Genomic DNA, 15,705 nt, shown 5'->3' on the forward strand with positions numbered 1-15,705 from the left:
CACCCCCGCGGGTCGTCAGCCCTTGGTGGCGCCGGAGAGGAGGCCGCGGACGAAGAACCTCTGGAGGGAGAAGAACACGATGAGCGGCACGATGATCGAGATGAACGCGCCGGCCGTGAGCAGCTCCCACGATTGGCCGTAGGAGCCGGTGAGGTCCTGCAGCGCCTTCGTGATCGGCAGCCCCTGTCCGGAGGTGAAGACCGTCGCGACCAGCAGGTCGTTCCAGACCCAGAGGAACTGGAAGATGCCGAAGGAGGCGATGGCGGGGACCGAGAGCGGGAGCACGATGCGGAAGAAGATCTGGCCGTGTCCGGCGCCGTCCACTCGTGCCGCTTCGATGACCTCGCCGGGGATCTCGGAGATGAAGTTGTGGAGCATGAAGATCGCGAGCGGGAGCGCGAAGATCGTGTGCGCGATCCACACCTTCGCGTAGGAGCCGTCCAACCCGTTCACCCCGAGGCCGGGGAGGATGTAGAGCCCTCCGATGCGCAGGCCGTCCGAGAACAGCTGCAGCAACGGCACGAGCGCCATCTGGATGGGGACGATCTGGAGCGAGAACACGAGGACGAAGAGCGTGTTGCGGCCCTTGAAGTCGATCCAGGCGAACGCGTAGGCGGCGAGGCTGGCGATCGTGATCGGGATCAGCGCCGCCGGCAGCGTGATGACCAGCGAGTTCACGAACGCCTTGCCCAGGGTCAGGCTGTCGCCGGAGTTGAGCGCGTTCGCGTAGTTGTCGAGGGTGAAGCCGGGGTTGGCGAAGATCGTCCACCAGCCGGTCGTCTTGATGTCGTTCGCGGGGCGGAACGACGAGATGAACAGGCCGAGGGTGGGGACGGTCCAGATGACGGCGATGATCAGCGCGGCGAGAGTGGCGCCGCGCGATGTCGTCGCCTTCTTGACCTTGCCGCTGGCCGCCTCGATCCTGGACTCGCCGCGGGCGAGCGCGCGCTCGGTGCTGCGGTCGACCGGAACCTGGATCGGAGTGGGCGTGACGCTCATCGGATCTCCCTCTGCTTGGCGAGCTGGCGGGCGTTGTAGACGACGATCGGGAGCACGAGCAGGAACAGGATGACCGCGAGGGCCGCGCTGTAGCCGCTGCGGGCGCCGAGCTGGAACTGGCGGACCATCTCGAACGCGAGGACCGTGGTGTCGGAGCGGCCACCGGTCATCGCCGAGACGATGTCGAAGACCTTCAGCGACGCGATCGAGATCGTCGTGAGGACGACCACGATCGAGGAGCGGATGCCGGGGACGGTGACGTTCCAGAAGGACTGCCACGCGCTGGTTCCGTCGAGCGAGGCCGCTTCGAGCTGCTCGGAGGGGACGCCCTTGATGGCGGCGGAGAGCACCGTCATGGCGAATCCGGCCTGGGTCCAGATGAGGACGACGACGAGGAACAGCGTGTTCCACGGCTCGAGTCCCAGCCAGTCGACCGGCGGGGCGCCGAAGGCGGTGAGGATGCCGTTGAGGAGGCCGATCTGCTCGCCCTGGCGCACGTCGTAGAAGAACTTGAAGATGATCGACGCGCCGACGAACGAGATCGCCATCGGCATGAAGACCAGCAGCTTGAAGAACTTCTCGCCGCGGCTCTTGTCGATGAAGACCGCGTAGGCGAGACCGATCGCGGTCGCCGTGATGGGTGCCAGGAGCACCCAGACCACCGTGTTGAGGAAGGCGGTGATGCCGTCGGGGCTGGTGAAGACCCAGACGAAGTTGTCGATGCCGGCGAATCCGGAGCCGTCGTTCTTCATGAACGCGTTGATGGCCGTCGTGATCGTCGGGTAGATCAGGCCGATGAGGATGAAGAAGGCGGCCGGTGCCATGAACGCGATGAGCTGGAGTCCGTAGCCCGCGCCTTTACGGGACCGGAAGTCGAGCAGGAACAGCGCGCCGCCGATGACGGCGGCCACCACCGCGACCCAGAGGACGGAGTTGTAGAGGCCGAAGACCAGCAGGAGGACGACCGGCAGGACGACCGTGACCGCGAGCCGGAGGACCGTGTAGCCGGTGCCGCGGCGGGGCGCGATCTCGACGAAGAAGAGGATGAGCGCCACCACGGCCGCGAAGGCCAGGAGGATGAGCGGGATCTGCGCGAGCGGCGGGATTCCCGCCAGCCATTGGAAGAACCCCGAGATGGTGATGGGGGACATGGACGCCCTTTCGAGTGCGACTCTGGACTCAGGAGGGGCCCGGCCCCGGGATCCGTGGATCCGGGGGCCGGGCCGTCACAGCTGAGCCGCCACTCGGGAGCGGCGGCTCTGCTCCGCTGCTAGGAGGTGTAGCCGGCCTGGATCTCCTCGAGCGCCTGGTCGGTGCTCGTGCCGTCGATCCAGTCGACCATGCCCTTGAAGAAGCTGTCCGAGCCCACTGCCTTCGGCATGAGGTCGGACGCGTCGAAGCGGAACGTGGTGTCCGGGTTCTGGAGGATCGCGATGGAGTCCTTCAGGACGTCGCTGCCCGCGTTGGCCGGGTCGAGACCGGTGTTCGCGGAGATGACGCCGCCGAGGGAGACGCGGCTGTTGGCCCAGTCGGCGCTGGCCAGGTACTCCTGGACCTTCGCGGTGTCCTCGTCGTTCGAGAACGCGGCGACCATCTCGCCACCACCGGTGACGGCCTGGGCGTCGTCGGCCTTGACCGGCGGGGTGAGGAAGGCCCACACGTCGCCGTCCTCGGCCACGTTGGCGCCGGCCGAGGTCAGGAAGCCCTCGAAGAACGAGGCCTGGTGGGTCAGCGCGCAGGTGCCGTTCGCCATGTTCTGGGCGACGTCGCCGAAGGCGGTGGAGTTGATCGACTTCACGTCTCCGTAGCCGGCGTTGACGAGGGTCGGGTCGAGGAGGATCGATCCGACGGAGTCGAACGCGGACTTGATGGCCGGGTCGGTGAAGGGGGTGTCGCCCGCGACCCAGGAGTCGTAGACGTCGGGGCCGGCCTCGCGGAGGACGGCGTCCTCGATCCAGTCGGTTCCGGGCCAGCCGGAGGCCTCACCGGAGTTGAAGCCCGCGCACCAGGACGGTCCGCCGGTCTTCTCGGCGATCGTCTTGCCGAGCGCCTCCATCTCGTCCCACGTCGTGGGAACGGAGACGCCCCACTCCTTGAACTTGGCCGGGGAGTACCAGATGTAGCCCTTGACGGACGCCATCAGCGGCGCGCCGTACTGGGTGCCGTCGACCTGGCCGTACTTCTGCCAGTCCTCGGACCAGTTCTGCTTGACGTTGGCGAGGGCGCCCTCGGGGAGCTCCTGCACCTTGCCGGAGGCGACGGTGTCGGCGAGCAGACCCGGCTGCGGGAAGATCGCGAGGTCGGGGGTGTCGCCACCCTGGACCTTGATGCCGATCTGCTTCTCGAACTCCTTGTCGCCCGTGTACTTGATCTCGATGCCGCTCTCCTTCTCCCAGTCCGCCCAGGACTGCTCGAGAAGGGTGGCCTCGTCGCCGTTGATGGTGCCGTAGACGTTGACGACGCCGTCGGCGGTGCCGACCGTGCCGGCCGAGCTGCCGCCGCCGGCGTTCGGGTCGTTGGGGTCACTGCTGCTGGAGCAGCCCGCGAGTGCGATGCCGGCCGCTGCCAGAACGGCGACCGGGACGGTGATACGGCGGTGCAGGGATGACCGCATTCTTCCTCCTCATTGAGTGGTGGAACCAGCCGAGCAGGCCGCTCCTCGCCGATCGGGATCGGGAGGCTGTGGCGGCTCGAAGCGTGTGCCGCGACGACTCGGATGCTGGTGATGGCGATGCCAGGAGGAACTCCGAGCGGATCACCGGATTCGTGTGGGTGGGCTCCCACGGAGGGAAACCTTTCCACAAGAATGATGAAAGCACAACGCCGGTGATAGAGCGCTCTCTGAGATAACGATTCGGCGTCAGAACAGCGATCGCGGCGGCCGGGCCGGGCGGAGATCGATCTCGGCGCGACGCCCGGCCGCCGGGCGGGGTATAACTTCCTGGAACCGTTTCCAGCATCGAGGCCGGACGGTCGGGAGGAACGCCGTGCCAGGCATCGAAGAGGTGGCCGAGCTCGCAGGAGTGTCGAAGGCGACGGTCTCGCGCGCGCTCAGCGGCCGGGGCTACGTCTCCGCGGGGACGAAGCAGCGCGTCGAGCGCGCCGCGACGAGCCTGGGCTACGTCGTCTCCGCCAACGCCTCCAGCCTCGTCACCGGCCGCAGCAACAACATCGCCGTGATCATCCCGATCATCAACCAGTGGTTCTTCGCCGGGATCATCGAGGGCATCGAGCGCGCCCTGCTCGCCGCCGGCTACGACCTGCTCCTCTACAACATCGACAAGCACCTCGACGCCCGCCGGAGCGTGTTCGAGTACTACCTCGTCCGCAAGCGCGTCGACGCGATCGTCGCCGTCACGCTCGAGATCTCGCCGCACGAGACGGAGGCGCTCCTCGCCCTGGGCAAGCCCATCGTCGGCATCGGCGGCGAGCTCCCCGGCATCCCCACCTTCAGCATCGACGACGTCGCCGCCTCCCGCCTCGCCACGGAGCACCTGCTCTCCCTCGGCCACGAGCGGGTCGTCCACATCGGCGGGCTCGCGGAGGAGGAGATGGACTTCCACGTCCATACGCAGCGCCGCGACGGCTTCCGCCAGGCGCTCGCGGCCGCCGGCCTCGAGCCGGGCGCGCAGGACATCGTGCCCACCACCTTCGACATCCCCGGCGGGCACAGCGCCGGACGGCAGGTCCTCGGCGACCCGCGGACCCGGCCGACGGCGATCTTCGCCGCCTCCGACGAAATCGCGATCGGGATCATCCTCGCGGCGCGCGAGCTCGGCCTCTCGGTGCCCGAGGACGTCTCCGTCATCGGGATCGACGACCACCCCCTCGCCGACCTCTTCGGTCTCAGCTCGATCCGCCAGGACCCGCGCCAGCAGGGCGAGCTCGCGGTCGCGCTGGTGCTGGACGCGCTGGCCGCCCTCGGTCGCGGCGAGCCCCCTCCCCCGGCCCGCCACACGCTGATCCCCGCCTCGCTGGTGATCCGCACCAGCACCTCGGCGCCGCGGGGGGCGAGAATCGGAGCATGAGCGACTCCGACACCCCCACTGTCCGCGACGTCCCCGAGCGGTCCCGCTTCGTGATCGAGGTCGGCGGCACTCCGGCCGGCTTCGCCGCGTACACCCGCCAGGGCGACGAGGTGACGCTCACCCACACCGTCGTCGACGACGCGTGGGAGGGCCACGGCTTCGGGAGCATCCTCGCGCGGGCCGCGGTCACCGCGATCACGGAGGCGGGCGGCACGGTCGTCCCGCGCTGCCCCTTCGTCGCGGCCTGGCTGCGCAAGCACCCGGACGTCGACGCTCGGGTCCGCTGGCCCGAGGACTGACTCACTCCGGGGGCGTCCTGCTCCCGATCTCCTGGAGCGCCCAGGTGTTGCCGTCCGGATCGGCGAAGTACGCGTACTGCACGCCGCCCAGGTCCTGGACCTCGCTGATCTCGAGCGAGCGGCCGACGAGCTCCGCGCGAGCGGCGGCGATGTCGTCGACGACGAGGTGGAGGGAGCGGACGACGCCCTCCTCCGGACCGGGGCCCATCCCGCTGCCGACCACGATCGAGCAGGCCGAGCCGAGCGGGGTGAGCTGGACCACGCGCATCGCGGCGGAGGGCCGCACGTCGTGGTCGAGGTGGAAGCCCATCACCTCCGTGTAGAAGGCGACCGCGCGGTCGACGTCGCCGACGGGGAGGGGGACGAGCTCGAGTCGCATCTGCACGCGACCAGTGTGCCGCGCGGCGGAACCGCGCGGGAGGGGTCAGTCGCGCGGACCGACGACGAGGCGCTCGTGCATGATCTCGACGGCGCGCTCGAGGACGCGGCGGTCCTCCGGAGTCAGATCGGCGAAGATCGGCGTCAGCGCGTCGCCGAGGTCGGTCCGCCAGGCGTTCAGCGCGTCCGCGCCGGCGGGAGCCAGGCGGATCTGCCAGGCGCGCGCGTCGAGGGGATCGGCGATGCGGTCGAGCCAGCCGGTCTCGACGAGGTTCTTCACGATCTTGGTCATCGTGGGCTGCGAGACGCGGCTCTGGGAGGCGAGCTCCCCCAGGCGCATCGGGCCCATCGAGAGGAGCACCGAGAGCGTGCGCCAGACGGCCTGCGACTCCTGGTTGCCGGTCGCCTGGGCGGCGAGGCGGGTGATCCGGTGCGTCACCGAGACGAAGTCGCTCAGGAGCTCGCTGAGCGAGACCTCGCTGGGCGGGACGTCGCGGGCGGGGAGCCCGGCGAGCAGATCGTGAGCAGTCACGCTCCGATCCTAGGGGCGCGCGCCGCCAACGGCCGGGAACGACGCAGGGCGCCGCCTCCGAGGAGACGACGCCCTGCGTCTGCAGGCGTGCCTGCGTCACCCTGACGAGCGACCGACCGGAGCCGGCACCCGCGACGGGTGAAGGGGATTACTTGACGGTGACGGTCGCGCCGGCGCCCTCGAGCTGAGCCTTGGCCTTCTCGGCGGTCTCCTTGTTGACGGCCTCGAGGACCGCCTTGGGGGCACCGTCGACGAGCGCCTTCGCCTCACCGAGGCCGAGGCTGGTGAGGGCGCGCACCTCCTTGATGACCTGGATCTTCTTCTCGCCGGCGGCCTCGAGCACGACGTCGAACTCGGTCTGCTCCTCGACCTCTTCGGCGGGGGCGGCCGGGCCGGCCACACCGGCGGCGGCGACGGGCGCCGCAGCGGTGACCTCGAAGACCTCTTCGAACTTCTTGACGAACTCCGAGAGCTCGATGAGCGTGAGCTCCTTGAAGGCCTCGATGAGCTCGTCCTGCGTGAGCTTTGCCATGATTTTTCTCCTTGTTTTTCTTTGTCTACGAACCGCGCGCGCACTGCTTCCCGGAAGGGGAAGACGTCAGCTCGCGGACTCCTGCTTCTCGCGCAGCGCCTCGACCGTGCGAACGGCCTTCGAGAGCGGAGCGTTGAACAGATATGCGGCGCCGAACAGCGAGGCCTTGAAGGCGCCGGCGAGCTTGCCGAGCAGAACTTCGCGGGACTCGAGGTCGGCGAGCTTGCCCACCTCTTCTGCGGTCAGCGGGTTACCGTCGAAGTAACCGCCCTTGACCACGAGGAGAGGGTTTGCCTTGGCGAAGGCACGCAGCGACTTCGCGACGGCGACAGGGTCGCCGTGCACGAACGCGATGGCCGAGGGGCCAGCGAGCTCGTCGTCGAAGGACGAGATACCGGCGTTGTTCGCCGCGATCTTGGTCAGCGTGTTCTTCACCACGGCGTAGGTTGCGTGCTCACTGATGTCCTTGCGCAGCGTCTTGAGCTGAGCAACAGTGAGACCGCGGTACTCGGTCAGCAGAACGGCCGTCGAGCTCTGGAACTTCTCCGTGAGTTCGGCAACCGAGGCTTCCTTGTTCGCCATGGCTACTCCTGTGAATTCTCGTGCCGGTAGCCCGAAGGCAGGCAAAGAAAAAAGCTCCGGCACAGGGGCGCGGAGCTTCGGGATCGCGGTGAGGCGGAACTGAACTCGTGCACCTGCGCGGGCAATTCGCTTCGCGAATCCTTCGTCCGGTGGCGATCCACGGGGCCGGGGCCCTGCTCGTGCGCACACCGGAAACCGGCGGTCTTTGGCTTTGGAAAGCGTACGTCATCGCGGCGCGCGGGCGCAAGTCGAGGAGGAGGGTCCTCGCGCGGGATGCTGGAGGCATGACCGGCCCGACCCCCGACTCCGCCCGCGACGTCGACTCCGCGATCGCCTCGGTGGAGGGCGAGCTCAGCACCCTCTTCAACCGTGTGCGGGCGGCGATGCGCTCCTACGCCGAGCGTCTCCACCCGGAGCTGACGCCACTGGGCTACAAGACGATCTCGGCGCTCGAGCGCCGCGGACCCGTGCACTCGGGCGTGCTGGCCGAGCTCCTCGAGATGGACAAGTCGGCGCTCAGCCGCCAGATCACGGCGCTCGACCGCCTCGGCTTCCTCGAGCGCACCCCCGACCCGCAGGACGGCCGCGCCACGATCCTCTCGGTGACTCCGGCGACCGCCGCGCGGCTGCGCGAGATCCGCAGCTCGAACCAGGCGCTGATGCACGAGGAGCTGCGCAGCTGGGCGCTCGCCGACGTCGAGCTCTTCGCCTCTCTCCTGCACAGGATCAACGACCTTGACATCTGACGCTTAGCACCCCGTCCGTTCGGGGACAATCGCCGGACGCCGCCCGCTCGACTGCGTAGTTTCGGAGGCGATGGACCAGCACTCCTCCTCTCTCCTCCCCCACGACGTCGACGGCGCGCTCGGCTTCGCGCGCGGTCTGAGCGCCGACGCGCCCCGGCCCGGCACCGGTCGCACCGCCGAGCTGCACGGTCTCCTCGAGCGCCTGGCTCGGCACGACCTCGGCGTCGCGCGCGCGGTGGAGCCGCACCTCGACGCTCTCGCGATCCTCGGCGAGGCGGAGCTCGACCCGTCCGGACTCGGAGTCGCCGCCGACGCCGCCTGGGGGGTCTTCGCGGCCGAGGGCGGCGGAGATCCTCTGGTCGCGCGCGAGAGCGACGGCGACTGGCTGCTCGACGGAGTGAAGCCCTGGTGCTCGCTGGCCGACCGCCTCGACGCCGCCCTCGTCACCGCCCACGTCGGCGACGCCTCCGGCGAGCGCCGCCTCTTCGCCGTGGCGCTGCGCCACGGGTCGGCGACGCCGGAGCAGGACGCCTGGCACGCGCGGGGCCTGACGGAGGTGCCCAGCGGACCGGTCCGCTTCTCCGGCACCCGCGCCGTCCCCGTGGGCGACGTCGGCTGGTACCTCTCGCGGCCCGGCTTCGCCTGGGGCGGCATCGGCGTCGCCGCCTGCTGGCACGGCGGAGCCCTCGGAGTCGCGGCGGCCGTCGCGGCGGCGGCCGCCCGACGCGAGGACCCGCACCTCCTGGCCCACCTCGGAGCGATCGACACGGCGCTCTCCGCGTCGCGCCGGGCGCTGGACGAGGCCGCCGCGGCTGTCGACGCGGGCGAGGCCGACGGCCCCCGCGGCTCACTGCTCGCCAAGCGCGTGCGGGCGAGCGTCGCCGGAGCGGTCGAGGAGATCCTGCTCCGCGCCGGCCGCGCGCTCGGCCCGGCTCCGCTCGCCCTCGACGCCGAGCACGCCAAGCGCGTCGCCGACCTCGCGCTCTACGTCCGCCAGCACCACGCCGAGCGCGACGACGCCGCTCTCGGCCGCGCCGTGCTCGCCTCGGGCGAGGCGGCCTCCTGGTGAGCCGGCCCTTCGACGGGCGCCTCGAGGGCACTCCTCTCGAGCGCTGGACCGCGGACGGCCGCCGCGACCGCCTCCCGGAGCTGACCCTGCCCGACGGGATCCGGCGCGTCCTGGTGGTCGTGGCGCACGCCGACGACGAGACCCTCGGCTGCGGCGGCACCATCGCGCTCGCGCGTCGGCGCGGGATCGCGGTCGACGTCGTCGTCGTGACCGACGGAGCCGCGGCCCATGGGGAGCGGGACGCGGACCTCGCTGCCGAGCGCCGGCGGGAGGCCTCGGACGCACTGGCGGAGCTCGGCCCCGGCATCGGGCTCGCCTTCCTCGACGTGCCGGACTCGGCGACCCCGGAGCACCACGAGCGCATCGCACGCGAGGTGCGCGAGCGGGCGGCCGGCGCCCCCGGGACCGTCCTGCTCCTCTCCACCTGGACCGGGGACGGGCACCGGGACCACCGCGTGGTCGGCGAGATCTGCGCGGAGGTCGCGCGCGAGCTCGGGCAGCCGCTGCTCGCCGCGCCGATCTGGCTGTGGCACTGGGCGGTCCCGGAGGACCCCGAGGTGCCGTGGGGCGACCTCGTGCGCCTGCCGCTCGACGACGAGCTGCTCGAGCGCACCCGCCGTGCCCGCTCCCGCTATCCCAGCCAGACCCGCCCCGGGCCCGACGGGACCGGTCCGGTGCTCCATCCGCTCTTCCTGCGCACCTTCACCGGGGACGACCGGCTGGTGAAGATCGCATGAGCTACTTCGACGAGCTGTACGCCCGCCACGAGGACCCGTGGGGGTACACGAGCCGCTGGTACGAGCAGCGCAAGCGCGCCCTGACCCTCGCGAGCCTGCCGGAGCAGCGCTACGGCTCCGTGCTGGAGATCGGCGCCTCGATCGGCGTGCTGGCCGAGGCGCTGGCCGACCGGGCCGACCGCCTGCTGGCGATCGACGTGTCGAGCGCCGCCGTCGAGCGCGCCGCCCGCCGCCTCGCTCCGCTCGAGCACGTGCGGGTCGAGCACCACGACATCACCCGCGGCGTGCCGGAGGGTCCGTTCGACCTGGTCGTGCTCTCGGAGGTCGGCTACTACCTCGGCGACGCCCTCCCCGGCGTGCTGCGCACCATCCGCGACGCCCTCGCCCCCGCGGGGGAGCTCGTCACCGTGCACTGGCGGCATCCGATCGAGGGGCTCGCTCTGGACGGCGACGCCGTGCAGTCCGCCGTGGCGGAGCTGGGCCTGCACCGCCTCGCCCGCCACGAGGAGGAGGACGTCCTGCTCGAGGTCCACGCCCGCGACTCCCGCTCGGTCGCCCGCCGGACGGGGCTGGTGTGAGCCGGCTCGCGCAGGTGCTGGTCGTCGTCCCGGCCCTCGACGAGGAGGAGCGGATCGGCGGCCTGATCGCCTCCGTCCGGGCGAGCGCGACCCACCTCGCCCATCGGGCGCCCGGAATCGGGATGCGCCTCGTGGTCGCCGCGGACGGCTGCTCCGACGCGACCGTCGAGCGGGCCCGTGCCGCCGGCGCCGAGGTGCTGGAGCTCGCCCGCTGCGGAGTCGGCGCCGCCCGCTCCGCCGGGATCGCGCACGCCCTCTCCTCCGTCGCTGCTCCGCTCGAGCAGGTGTGGATCGCCAACACCGACGCCGACACCGTGGTCCCCCGCGACTGGCTGGCCGCCCACGTCGAGCACTCCCGACGGCACGACGCGCTGCTCGGCACGGTCCGGCCCGACCCGGCCGACCTCTCCCCCGGTGCCTACTCGCGCTGGCGAGACGTCCGCGCGCGGGAGGAGTCGATCGGCAGCATCCACGGCGCGAACCTCGGCGTCCGCGCGAGCGCATACCTCGCGGCGGGCGGCTTCGGCCGGGAGCCGCTGCACGAGGACGTCCTGCTCGTCGAGCGGCTGCGCGCGAGCGGCGCCCGGGTCGGAGCGACGGACCGCGGCGAGGTAGTCACCTCCGGCCGCCGCGACAACCGGGTCGAGGGCGGCTACGGCCACCACCTCCACGCTCGCTTCCCGTCCGAGACGTCTCCGGCCTGCGGCTGAATCGGGTACACGCGCACGCGGAACACGATGCGAGGGGTCCCTGTCAATGGTCGGGCCGTGGTTTGTCACGGATTGCGCAGGAGAGTCAAATGGGTGTCGAGCACGACCCGGTGCTCTCCGATGGAAGGGTCACCGCATGAATCCCCGCCTCGTCCTGCTGGCACTGGTCGCCTTCACCGCCTACGTGTTCGGCTCCCGCGCCGGCCGTGGCCGCTACGAAGAGCTGCGCCACCTCGCACTCGGCGTGTGGAACGACCCGGCCACGAAGAAGACCCGCAAGAAGCTCAAGAAGACCTCCAAGCGCGAGGCCAAGCAGCTCACCGCCATCGCGAGCAAGGCCCGCGACAAGGTGCAGCGGCGCCTCCGCTGACCCCCGCTTCCACGACTCACAGGACACCGGCCCGCCGGTGTCTCCGCTCGCATCGGAACGGCCGATCGAGCACGAACTGAAGGAGAAACCTCATGGGCATCATCGGTTGGATCGTCCTCGGCCTCATCGCCGGGGCACTGGCAAAGCTCATCCTCCCCGGCAAGCAGGGCGGTGGCTGGATCATCACCATCATCCTCGGCATCGTCGGCGCGCTGCTCGGCGGATTTATCGGCGGAGCGCTCTTCGGACGCGACGACCCGATGGGCTTCAACTTCGTCAGCATCATCCTCGCGGTGGTCGGCGCGATCATTGTTCTGCTGATCTACGGCGCGATCACCGGCCGCAAGTCCCGCGCGTAAGTCGCGCTCCCCGAAGGCCCCCGGCATCCGTGCCGGGGGCCTTCGGCGTTCCCGGGAGGGCACACCGGTGGTCGGGGGATCCGACTCCTCCTCCGCGGGGAAGCTGGATGTCCGCCGAGCGCGCAAGGGGTTGATGCTGAGAGCCGCAGGCGATGGACTGGAGGCACGACGGCGCGGCTCCACTGCGCCTTCGCCCCGACGAAAGGACGTACTCGCTCATGAGCGACGACACCGCAACGGTCCCCACGATCACCCTGAACAACGGCGTGGAGATCCCGCAGCTGGGCTTCGGCGTGTTCCAGATCGACCCGGCCGAGACCAAGGACGCGACCCTGGCGGCCCTCGAGGTCGGCTACCGCCACATCGACACCGCCGAGATGTACGGCAACGAGGCGGGCGTCGGCGAGGCCGTCCGCGCCTCCGGCCTCGACCGCTCCGAGGTCTTCGTGACCAGCAAGCTCAACAACGGCTTCCACGCCCGCGAGGACGCTCTCGCCGCGATCGACGTCACCCTCGGCGAGCTGCAGTTCGACTACGTCGACCTCTTCCTCATCCACTGGCCGCTCCCGAACGTGGGCGACTACCTGGAGACCTGGAAGGCGATGGAGGAGATCTACCGCAGCGGCAAGGCGAAGGCGATCGGCGTCTCCAACTTCCAGACCAACCACCTCAACCGGCTCCGCGCCGAGGCGACCATCGTCCCGGCCGTGAACCAGATCGAGGTGCACCCCTACCTCGTGCAGCAGGAGCTCCGCGCCTACGGCACCGAGCACGGCATCGCGACCGAGGCCTGGTCGCCGATCGCGCAGGGCCTCGTCCTCGACGACGACACCATCACCCGCATCGCGCGCAACGTCGACCGCAGCCCGGCGCAGGTCGTGCTCCGCTGGCACATCCAGCGCGGCGACATCGTCTTCCCGAAGTCGGTCACCCGCAAGCGCGTGGAGGAGAACTTCGCCCTCTTCGACTTCGAGCTCGACGACGAGGCGATGACCGACATCACGGCGCTCGACCGCGGCCACCGCACCGGCCCCGACCCCGACACCTTCAACTACATCCCGAGCTGATCCTCGGCTCCACGGAGCGCGCCCGGCCTGCAGTCGTCCTGCGGACCGGGCGCGCTCGTGCGTGGGGCGGCGAGCCGAGCCGCGCACGAACGGGGCGGGTCTCGATACGCCGCGCTGCCGCTCCTCGACCGGCACGGTCACGGGCCGACCGCACCCCTGCTGATCGAGGAGCGGGCGCAGCCCGCGTATCGGGATCCACCCCACCGACGAACAGCGCGGATCCCGATGCGCCGGGCCCGCGGGTCAGCCCTGCTGCGAGTCGCGCCAGGAGTGCTCGGGGGCGTAGCCGAGGACCTCGCGGGCGTGGTCGATCGAGAGCAGGGTGCCGGTTGTCCCGAGGTCGCCGCGCAGCTCGACGCCGGGGAACACCTCGGCCACCAGCTCGGCGTTAGGGCGCGTCATCACGGTGTCGGCCGCGGCGATGATGAAGCGGTCGAACCCGGTCGTCTCGGCGAGCAGCGCCTTCTCGACCGCCTGTGCTCCGTCGCGTCCGTCGATGTAGCCCCAGAGGTTCCACTTGCGCAGCAGCGCGTCGGAGTCGAACGACGGGAACTCGGCGTAGTCGGCCTCGTCCATGACGTTCGAGAAGCGCAGGCCCGTGATCTTCAGGTTTGGGTGCCAGCGGCACAGCTCGATCGCCATCTGCTCCTCGAGGTGCTTGGTGAGCGAGTAGACCGACTCCGGGCGCGCCGGGTACTGCTCGTCGACCGGGATGTAGGGCGGCGGGACGTCGAAGGGCAGGCCCAGCACGGTCTCGCTGGAGGCGTAGACGACGTTGCGGATGCCGGCACGGATCGCTCCGTGGAACGCGTTGAACGTCGCGATCATGTTGTTGTGGAACGTGGCGACGTCGGGCACGAGGCCCGGCGCGGGGATCGCGGCGAGGTGCACGAGCGCGTCGATACCCTCGTACTGGTCGTTCACCGACTGCAGCGCGTCCACGACCTGGCCGTAGTCGGCGATGTCGATGCGGACGAAGCCCGCGCCGCGGTCCCCCGCACGGTCCAGATTGAAGACCTCGTGCCCGGAGGCGCGGAGGCGGGTGACGACGTGGCGGCCGAGCTTGCCGGATCCACCGGTGACTGCGATTCTCATGCTCGAACGCTAACGGGCCTGAGCGACGAGGGATGAGGGTTGCGGATCAGCTCCGGGCATGGAGCGAGATCGCGCCGCCGACCTCGGGCGTCGTCTCGTCGGCGACGAGCTCCGTCCAGCGGCGGAGCACGGCGGCGCCGGCCGCGTCGTTCACGGCTCCGTCGACGACGAGGACCGGGTAGGGCTTCTCGGGCACGCCCTCCGCGGGCCGCACGTCGACGTGGGCGACGTCGTAGGCATGCTCGAACAGCCAGTCGGCCATCGCGTAGTCGCTCCGGGAGTCGCCGACCGTGCGCCAGCGCTGCGGGATCGCGCCCGTCGCTCCGAGCAGCTCCACGGCGCGCTGGGCGCCGAGGTCCTTGCCGAGCCGGTTCGACTCGATGTCGGTCGAGATGACGGTCGGGTCGATGCGGAAGTCGACCGTCCCCTCCTCGTTCGGATACCGGATGCCGCGTCGCTCGACCCCGAGGCCCGCGGCGGTCATGATCTGCAGGGCGTCGGCATCGAAGACGAGCTGGCGCTCGAGGTAGTCCTCGCTCGGCAGGTCGACCAGCTGCTCGGCGGACACCATCGCGCGCTTGGTCTCGTCGAAGAAGACCAGGTCGTCGTAGTCGGAGCGGATCATCCGCTCGAGGTCGCGGGCCACCGGCTCGGGGATCGCGAGCGACTCGTCGACGATCGGCTCCGAGGTGCCGCGGTAGTCGACGGTGAACCAGACGGCGCCCTTCTCGCAGACGCAGACGATGCGGGCCTCGGCCGAGACGCCTCGCTCGAGGAGCGCGGGCAGGACCCGCTCGCGCAGGAACGCGTCGGAGCGGCCCGTGTTGAACACGATCGGGATGCCGGCGTTGGCCAGGGCGACGAGGTCGTCGGCGATCTCGGGGATCGAGATCGTGCGCGTGACGGGGCTCGCGATGGGCCCGTCGACGTCGAGGAGCAGGCCGAGCGGAGGGGGTGTGGAGGTCATCGTGTCCCATTCTGCCGTGCCGGGGCCGCTCGACGCCTCCGTGACCGCCTCCGCGCGGGCGGAGCGGTTCAGGAGGCGGGGACGACGAGGGTGCGCTGGGCGGTGGTGCCGTCGGGGGCGAGGACGGCGAGGGTGATCAGGGTCTCGGAGTCGCGGCAGTCGGCGGTGACGGCGGCGGAGCCGGACGCCGCGAGGTCGACGGGCTCGCCCGCGCTCGCGTCGGTGGTGCCGACGGCCAGGCGGGCGGTGGCGCCTCCGCTCGTCTCCCACGACAGAGCGAGCGGGACGGAGGCGGTGCGGTCGCCCTCGCAGTCGACAGAGGCGGGGGTGGAGGCGAAGGAGACGATCACGGGAGGAGCGTCGGATGCGGTGCCCGGCTCGGTGTCGGACGGAGCGGCGGAGGCCGTCGGCGCGGGGGCGGCGGCGGCGTCGGCCGCCTCCGCGGAGCCGGGAGCGGCGGACGTCGCCGGAGCGGTCCCGGACGGCGCCGAGGACGGGCCCGCGGACGCCGTGGCTGCGCCGGGCGCTCCCCCGCCGGCGGGCCGGACGAGCAGCACGATCGCGAGGACGACGGCGACGAGTCCGATGGCGGCGAGGACGATGCCGGTGGTGCGGGCGGGGCGGGACGGCATCGGTCCTCCTGGGACGGGACGGGAC

The 15,705-nt window shown here is 70.9% G+C and carries 20 protein-coding genes; 10 read left to right on the top strand and 10 right to left on the bottom strand.

Annotation, left to right across the window (positions count from 1 at the left end; genetic code table 11):
• Nucleotides 1-15 precede the first annotated feature (15 nt).
• The 3 genes from C5C63_RS16215 to C5C63_RS16225 all read right to left on the bottom strand — a co-directional run bounded on the left by C5C63_RS16215 (nt 16) and on the right by C5C63_RS16225 (nt 3,613).
• Nucleotides 16-999, bottom strand: a complete 984-nt coding sequence (locus C5C63_RS16215) for a carbohydrate ABC transporter permease (RefSeq protein ID WP_104326430.1) — start codon at nt 997-999, stop codon at nt 16-18.
• Nucleotides 996-2,150, bottom strand: coding sequence for a carbohydrate ABC transporter permease (locus C5C63_RS16220; protein ID WP_181027270.1), 1,155 nt, complete (start codon nt 2,148-2,150; stop codon nt 996-998). Before C5C63_RS16220 ends, C5C63_RS16215 begins: the two co-directional genes overlap by 4 nt.
• A gap of 119 nt (nt 2,151-2,269) precedes the next feature.
• Entirely contained in the window at nt 2,270-3,613 is a 1,344-nt protein-coding gene (locus tag C5C63_RS16225) for an ABC transporter substrate-binding protein (RefSeq protein ID WP_104227181.1), read from the bottom strand.
• 373 nt (nt 3,614-3,986) lie between these two features.
• Here C5C63_RS16225 and C5C63_RS16230 point away from each other — a divergent pair, with 373 nt between their 5' ends.
• Together C5C63_RS16230 and C5C63_RS16235 are read left to right on the top strand one after the other, a co-directional pair.
• Nucleotides 3,987-5,027, top strand: coding sequence for a LacI family DNA-binding transcriptional regulator (locus tag C5C63_RS16230; RefSeq protein ID WP_104326431.1), 1,041 nt, complete (start codon nt 3,987-3,989; stop codon nt 5,025-5,027).
• The gene (locus C5C63_RS16235; RefSeq protein WP_104326432.1) at nt 5,024-5,326 is read left to right on the top strand and encodes a GNAT family N-acetyltransferase; all 303 of its coding nucleotides are present in this window, start codon (nt 5,024-5,026) and stop codon (nt 5,324-5,326) included. Before C5C63_RS16230 ends, C5C63_RS16235 begins: the two co-directional genes overlap by 4 nt.
• Before the next feature lies 1 nt (nt 5,327).
• On the opposite strand, the gene C5C63_RS16240 is transcribed toward C5C63_RS16235, so the two are convergent.
• The 4 genes from C5C63_RS16240 to rplJ all read right to left on the bottom strand — a co-directional run bounded on the left by C5C63_RS16240 (nt 5,328) and on the right by rplJ (nt 7,350).
• A complete protein-coding gene (locus C5C63_RS16240) occupies nt 5,328-5,705 on the bottom strand; it encodes a VOC family protein (protein WP_104326437.1) in 378 nt (125 codons plus the stop codon).
• A 45-nt stretch (nt 5,706-5,750) separates the two neighbouring features.
• Nucleotides 5,751-6,236 carry a MarR family winged helix-turn-helix transcriptional regulator gene (locus C5C63_RS16245; RefSeq protein ID WP_244229591.1) on the bottom strand — a complete coding sequence of 162 codons (486 nt, stop codon included), beginning with the start codon at nt 6,234-6,236 and terminating at the stop codon, nt 5,751-5,753.
• Between the two features lie 148 nt (nt 6,237-6,384).
• Complete coding sequence (rplL, locus tag C5C63_RS16250; protein ID WP_104224335.1) at nt 6,385-6,768, bottom strand: 50S ribosomal protein L7/L12; 384 nt, start codon at nt 6,766-6,768, stop codon at nt 6,385-6,387.
• A 66-nt stretch (nt 6,769-6,834) separates the two neighbouring features.
• Entirely contained in the window at nt 6,835-7,350 is a 516-nt protein-coding gene (gene rplJ, locus C5C63_RS16255; protein WP_055791018.1) for a 50S ribosomal protein L10, read from the bottom strand.
• A 284-nt stretch (nt 7,351-7,634) separates the two neighbouring features.
• Between rplJ and C5C63_RS16260 the strand changes: the two genes are divergently transcribed.
• The 8 genes from C5C63_RS16260 to C5C63_RS16295 all read left to right on the top strand — a co-directional run bounded on the left by C5C63_RS16260 (nt 7,635) and on the right by C5C63_RS16295 (nt 12,986).
• Nucleotides 7,635-8,096: a MarR family winged helix-turn-helix transcriptional regulator gene (locus tag C5C63_RS16260; RefSeq protein ID WP_104224334.1), complete on the top strand. Its 462-nt coding sequence runs from the start codon at nt 7,635-7,637 to the stop codon at nt 8,094-8,096.
• A 70-nt stretch (nt 8,097-8,166) separates the two neighbouring features.
• Entirely contained in the window at nt 8,167-9,165 is a 999-nt protein-coding gene (locus C5C63_RS16265) for an acyl-CoA/acyl-ACP dehydrogenase (protein WP_104326433.1), read from the top strand.
• On the top strand, nt 9,162-9,902 hold the full coding sequence (locus C5C63_RS16270; RefSeq protein ID WP_181110649.1) for a PIG-L deacetylase family protein: 741 nt from the start codon (nt 9,162-9,164) through the stop codon (nt 9,900-9,902). The genes C5C63_RS16265 and C5C63_RS16270 overlap by 4 nt, the downstream gene beginning before the upstream one ends.
• Nucleotides 9,899-10,480, top strand: coding sequence for a class I SAM-dependent methyltransferase (locus tag C5C63_RS16275; RefSeq protein ID WP_104234596.1), 582 nt, complete (start codon nt 9,899-9,901; stop codon nt 10,478-10,480). Before C5C63_RS16270 ends, C5C63_RS16275 begins: the two co-directional genes overlap by 4 nt.
• Complete coding sequence (locus tag C5C63_RS16280) at nt 10,477-11,190, top strand: glycosyltransferase family 2 protein (protein WP_104326434.1); 714 nt, start codon at nt 10,477-10,479, stop codon at nt 11,188-11,190. The genes C5C63_RS16275 and C5C63_RS16280 overlap by 4 nt, the downstream gene beginning before the upstream one ends.
• A 136-nt stretch (nt 11,191-11,326) precedes the next feature.
• Nucleotides 11,327-11,560, top strand: coding sequence for a hypothetical protein (locus C5C63_RS16285; RefSeq protein WP_104227476.1), 234 nt, complete (start codon nt 11,327-11,329; stop codon nt 11,558-11,560).
• 92 nt (nt 11,561-11,652) lie between these two features.
• Complete coding sequence (locus C5C63_RS16290) at nt 11,653-11,919, top strand: GlsB/YeaQ/YmgE family stress response membrane protein (RefSeq protein WP_085476966.1); 267 nt, start codon at nt 11,653-11,655, stop codon at nt 11,917-11,919.
• A gap of 218 nt (nt 11,920-12,137) precedes the next feature.
• Nucleotides 12,138-12,986, top strand: a complete 849-nt coding sequence (locus C5C63_RS16295) for an aldo/keto reductase (protein WP_104248244.1) — start codon at nt 12,138-12,140, stop codon at nt 12,984-12,986.
• Between the two features lie 243 nt (nt 12,987-13,229).
• On the opposite strand, the gene C5C63_RS16300 is transcribed toward C5C63_RS16295, so the two are convergent.
• The 3 genes from C5C63_RS16300 to C5C63_RS16310 form a co-directional block, all read right to left on the bottom strand.
• Nucleotides 13,230-14,081, bottom strand: coding sequence for an NAD(P)-dependent oxidoreductase (locus C5C63_RS16300; protein ID WP_104326435.1), 852 nt, complete (start codon nt 14,079-14,081; stop codon nt 13,230-13,232).
• Between the two features lie 46 nt (nt 14,082-14,127).
• Nucleotides 14,128-15,048 (bottom strand): hypothetical protein, encoded by a 921-nt coding sequence (locus C5C63_RS16305; RefSeq protein WP_104224327.1) that lies wholly within the window; start codon nt 15,046-15,048, stop codon nt 14,128-14,130.
• Between the two features lie 68 nt (nt 15,049-15,116).
• On the bottom strand, nt 15,117-15,705 hold a 589-nt coding region (locus C5C63_RS16310), incomplete at its 5' end, for a hypothetical protein (RefSeq protein ID WP_219815311.1).

It is taken from the genome of Rathayibacter sp. AY1B8 (genome assembly GCF_002932775.1).
Taxonomy (GTDB): domain Bacteria; phylum Actinomycetota; class Actinomycetes; order Actinomycetales; family Microbacteriaceae; genus Rathayibacter.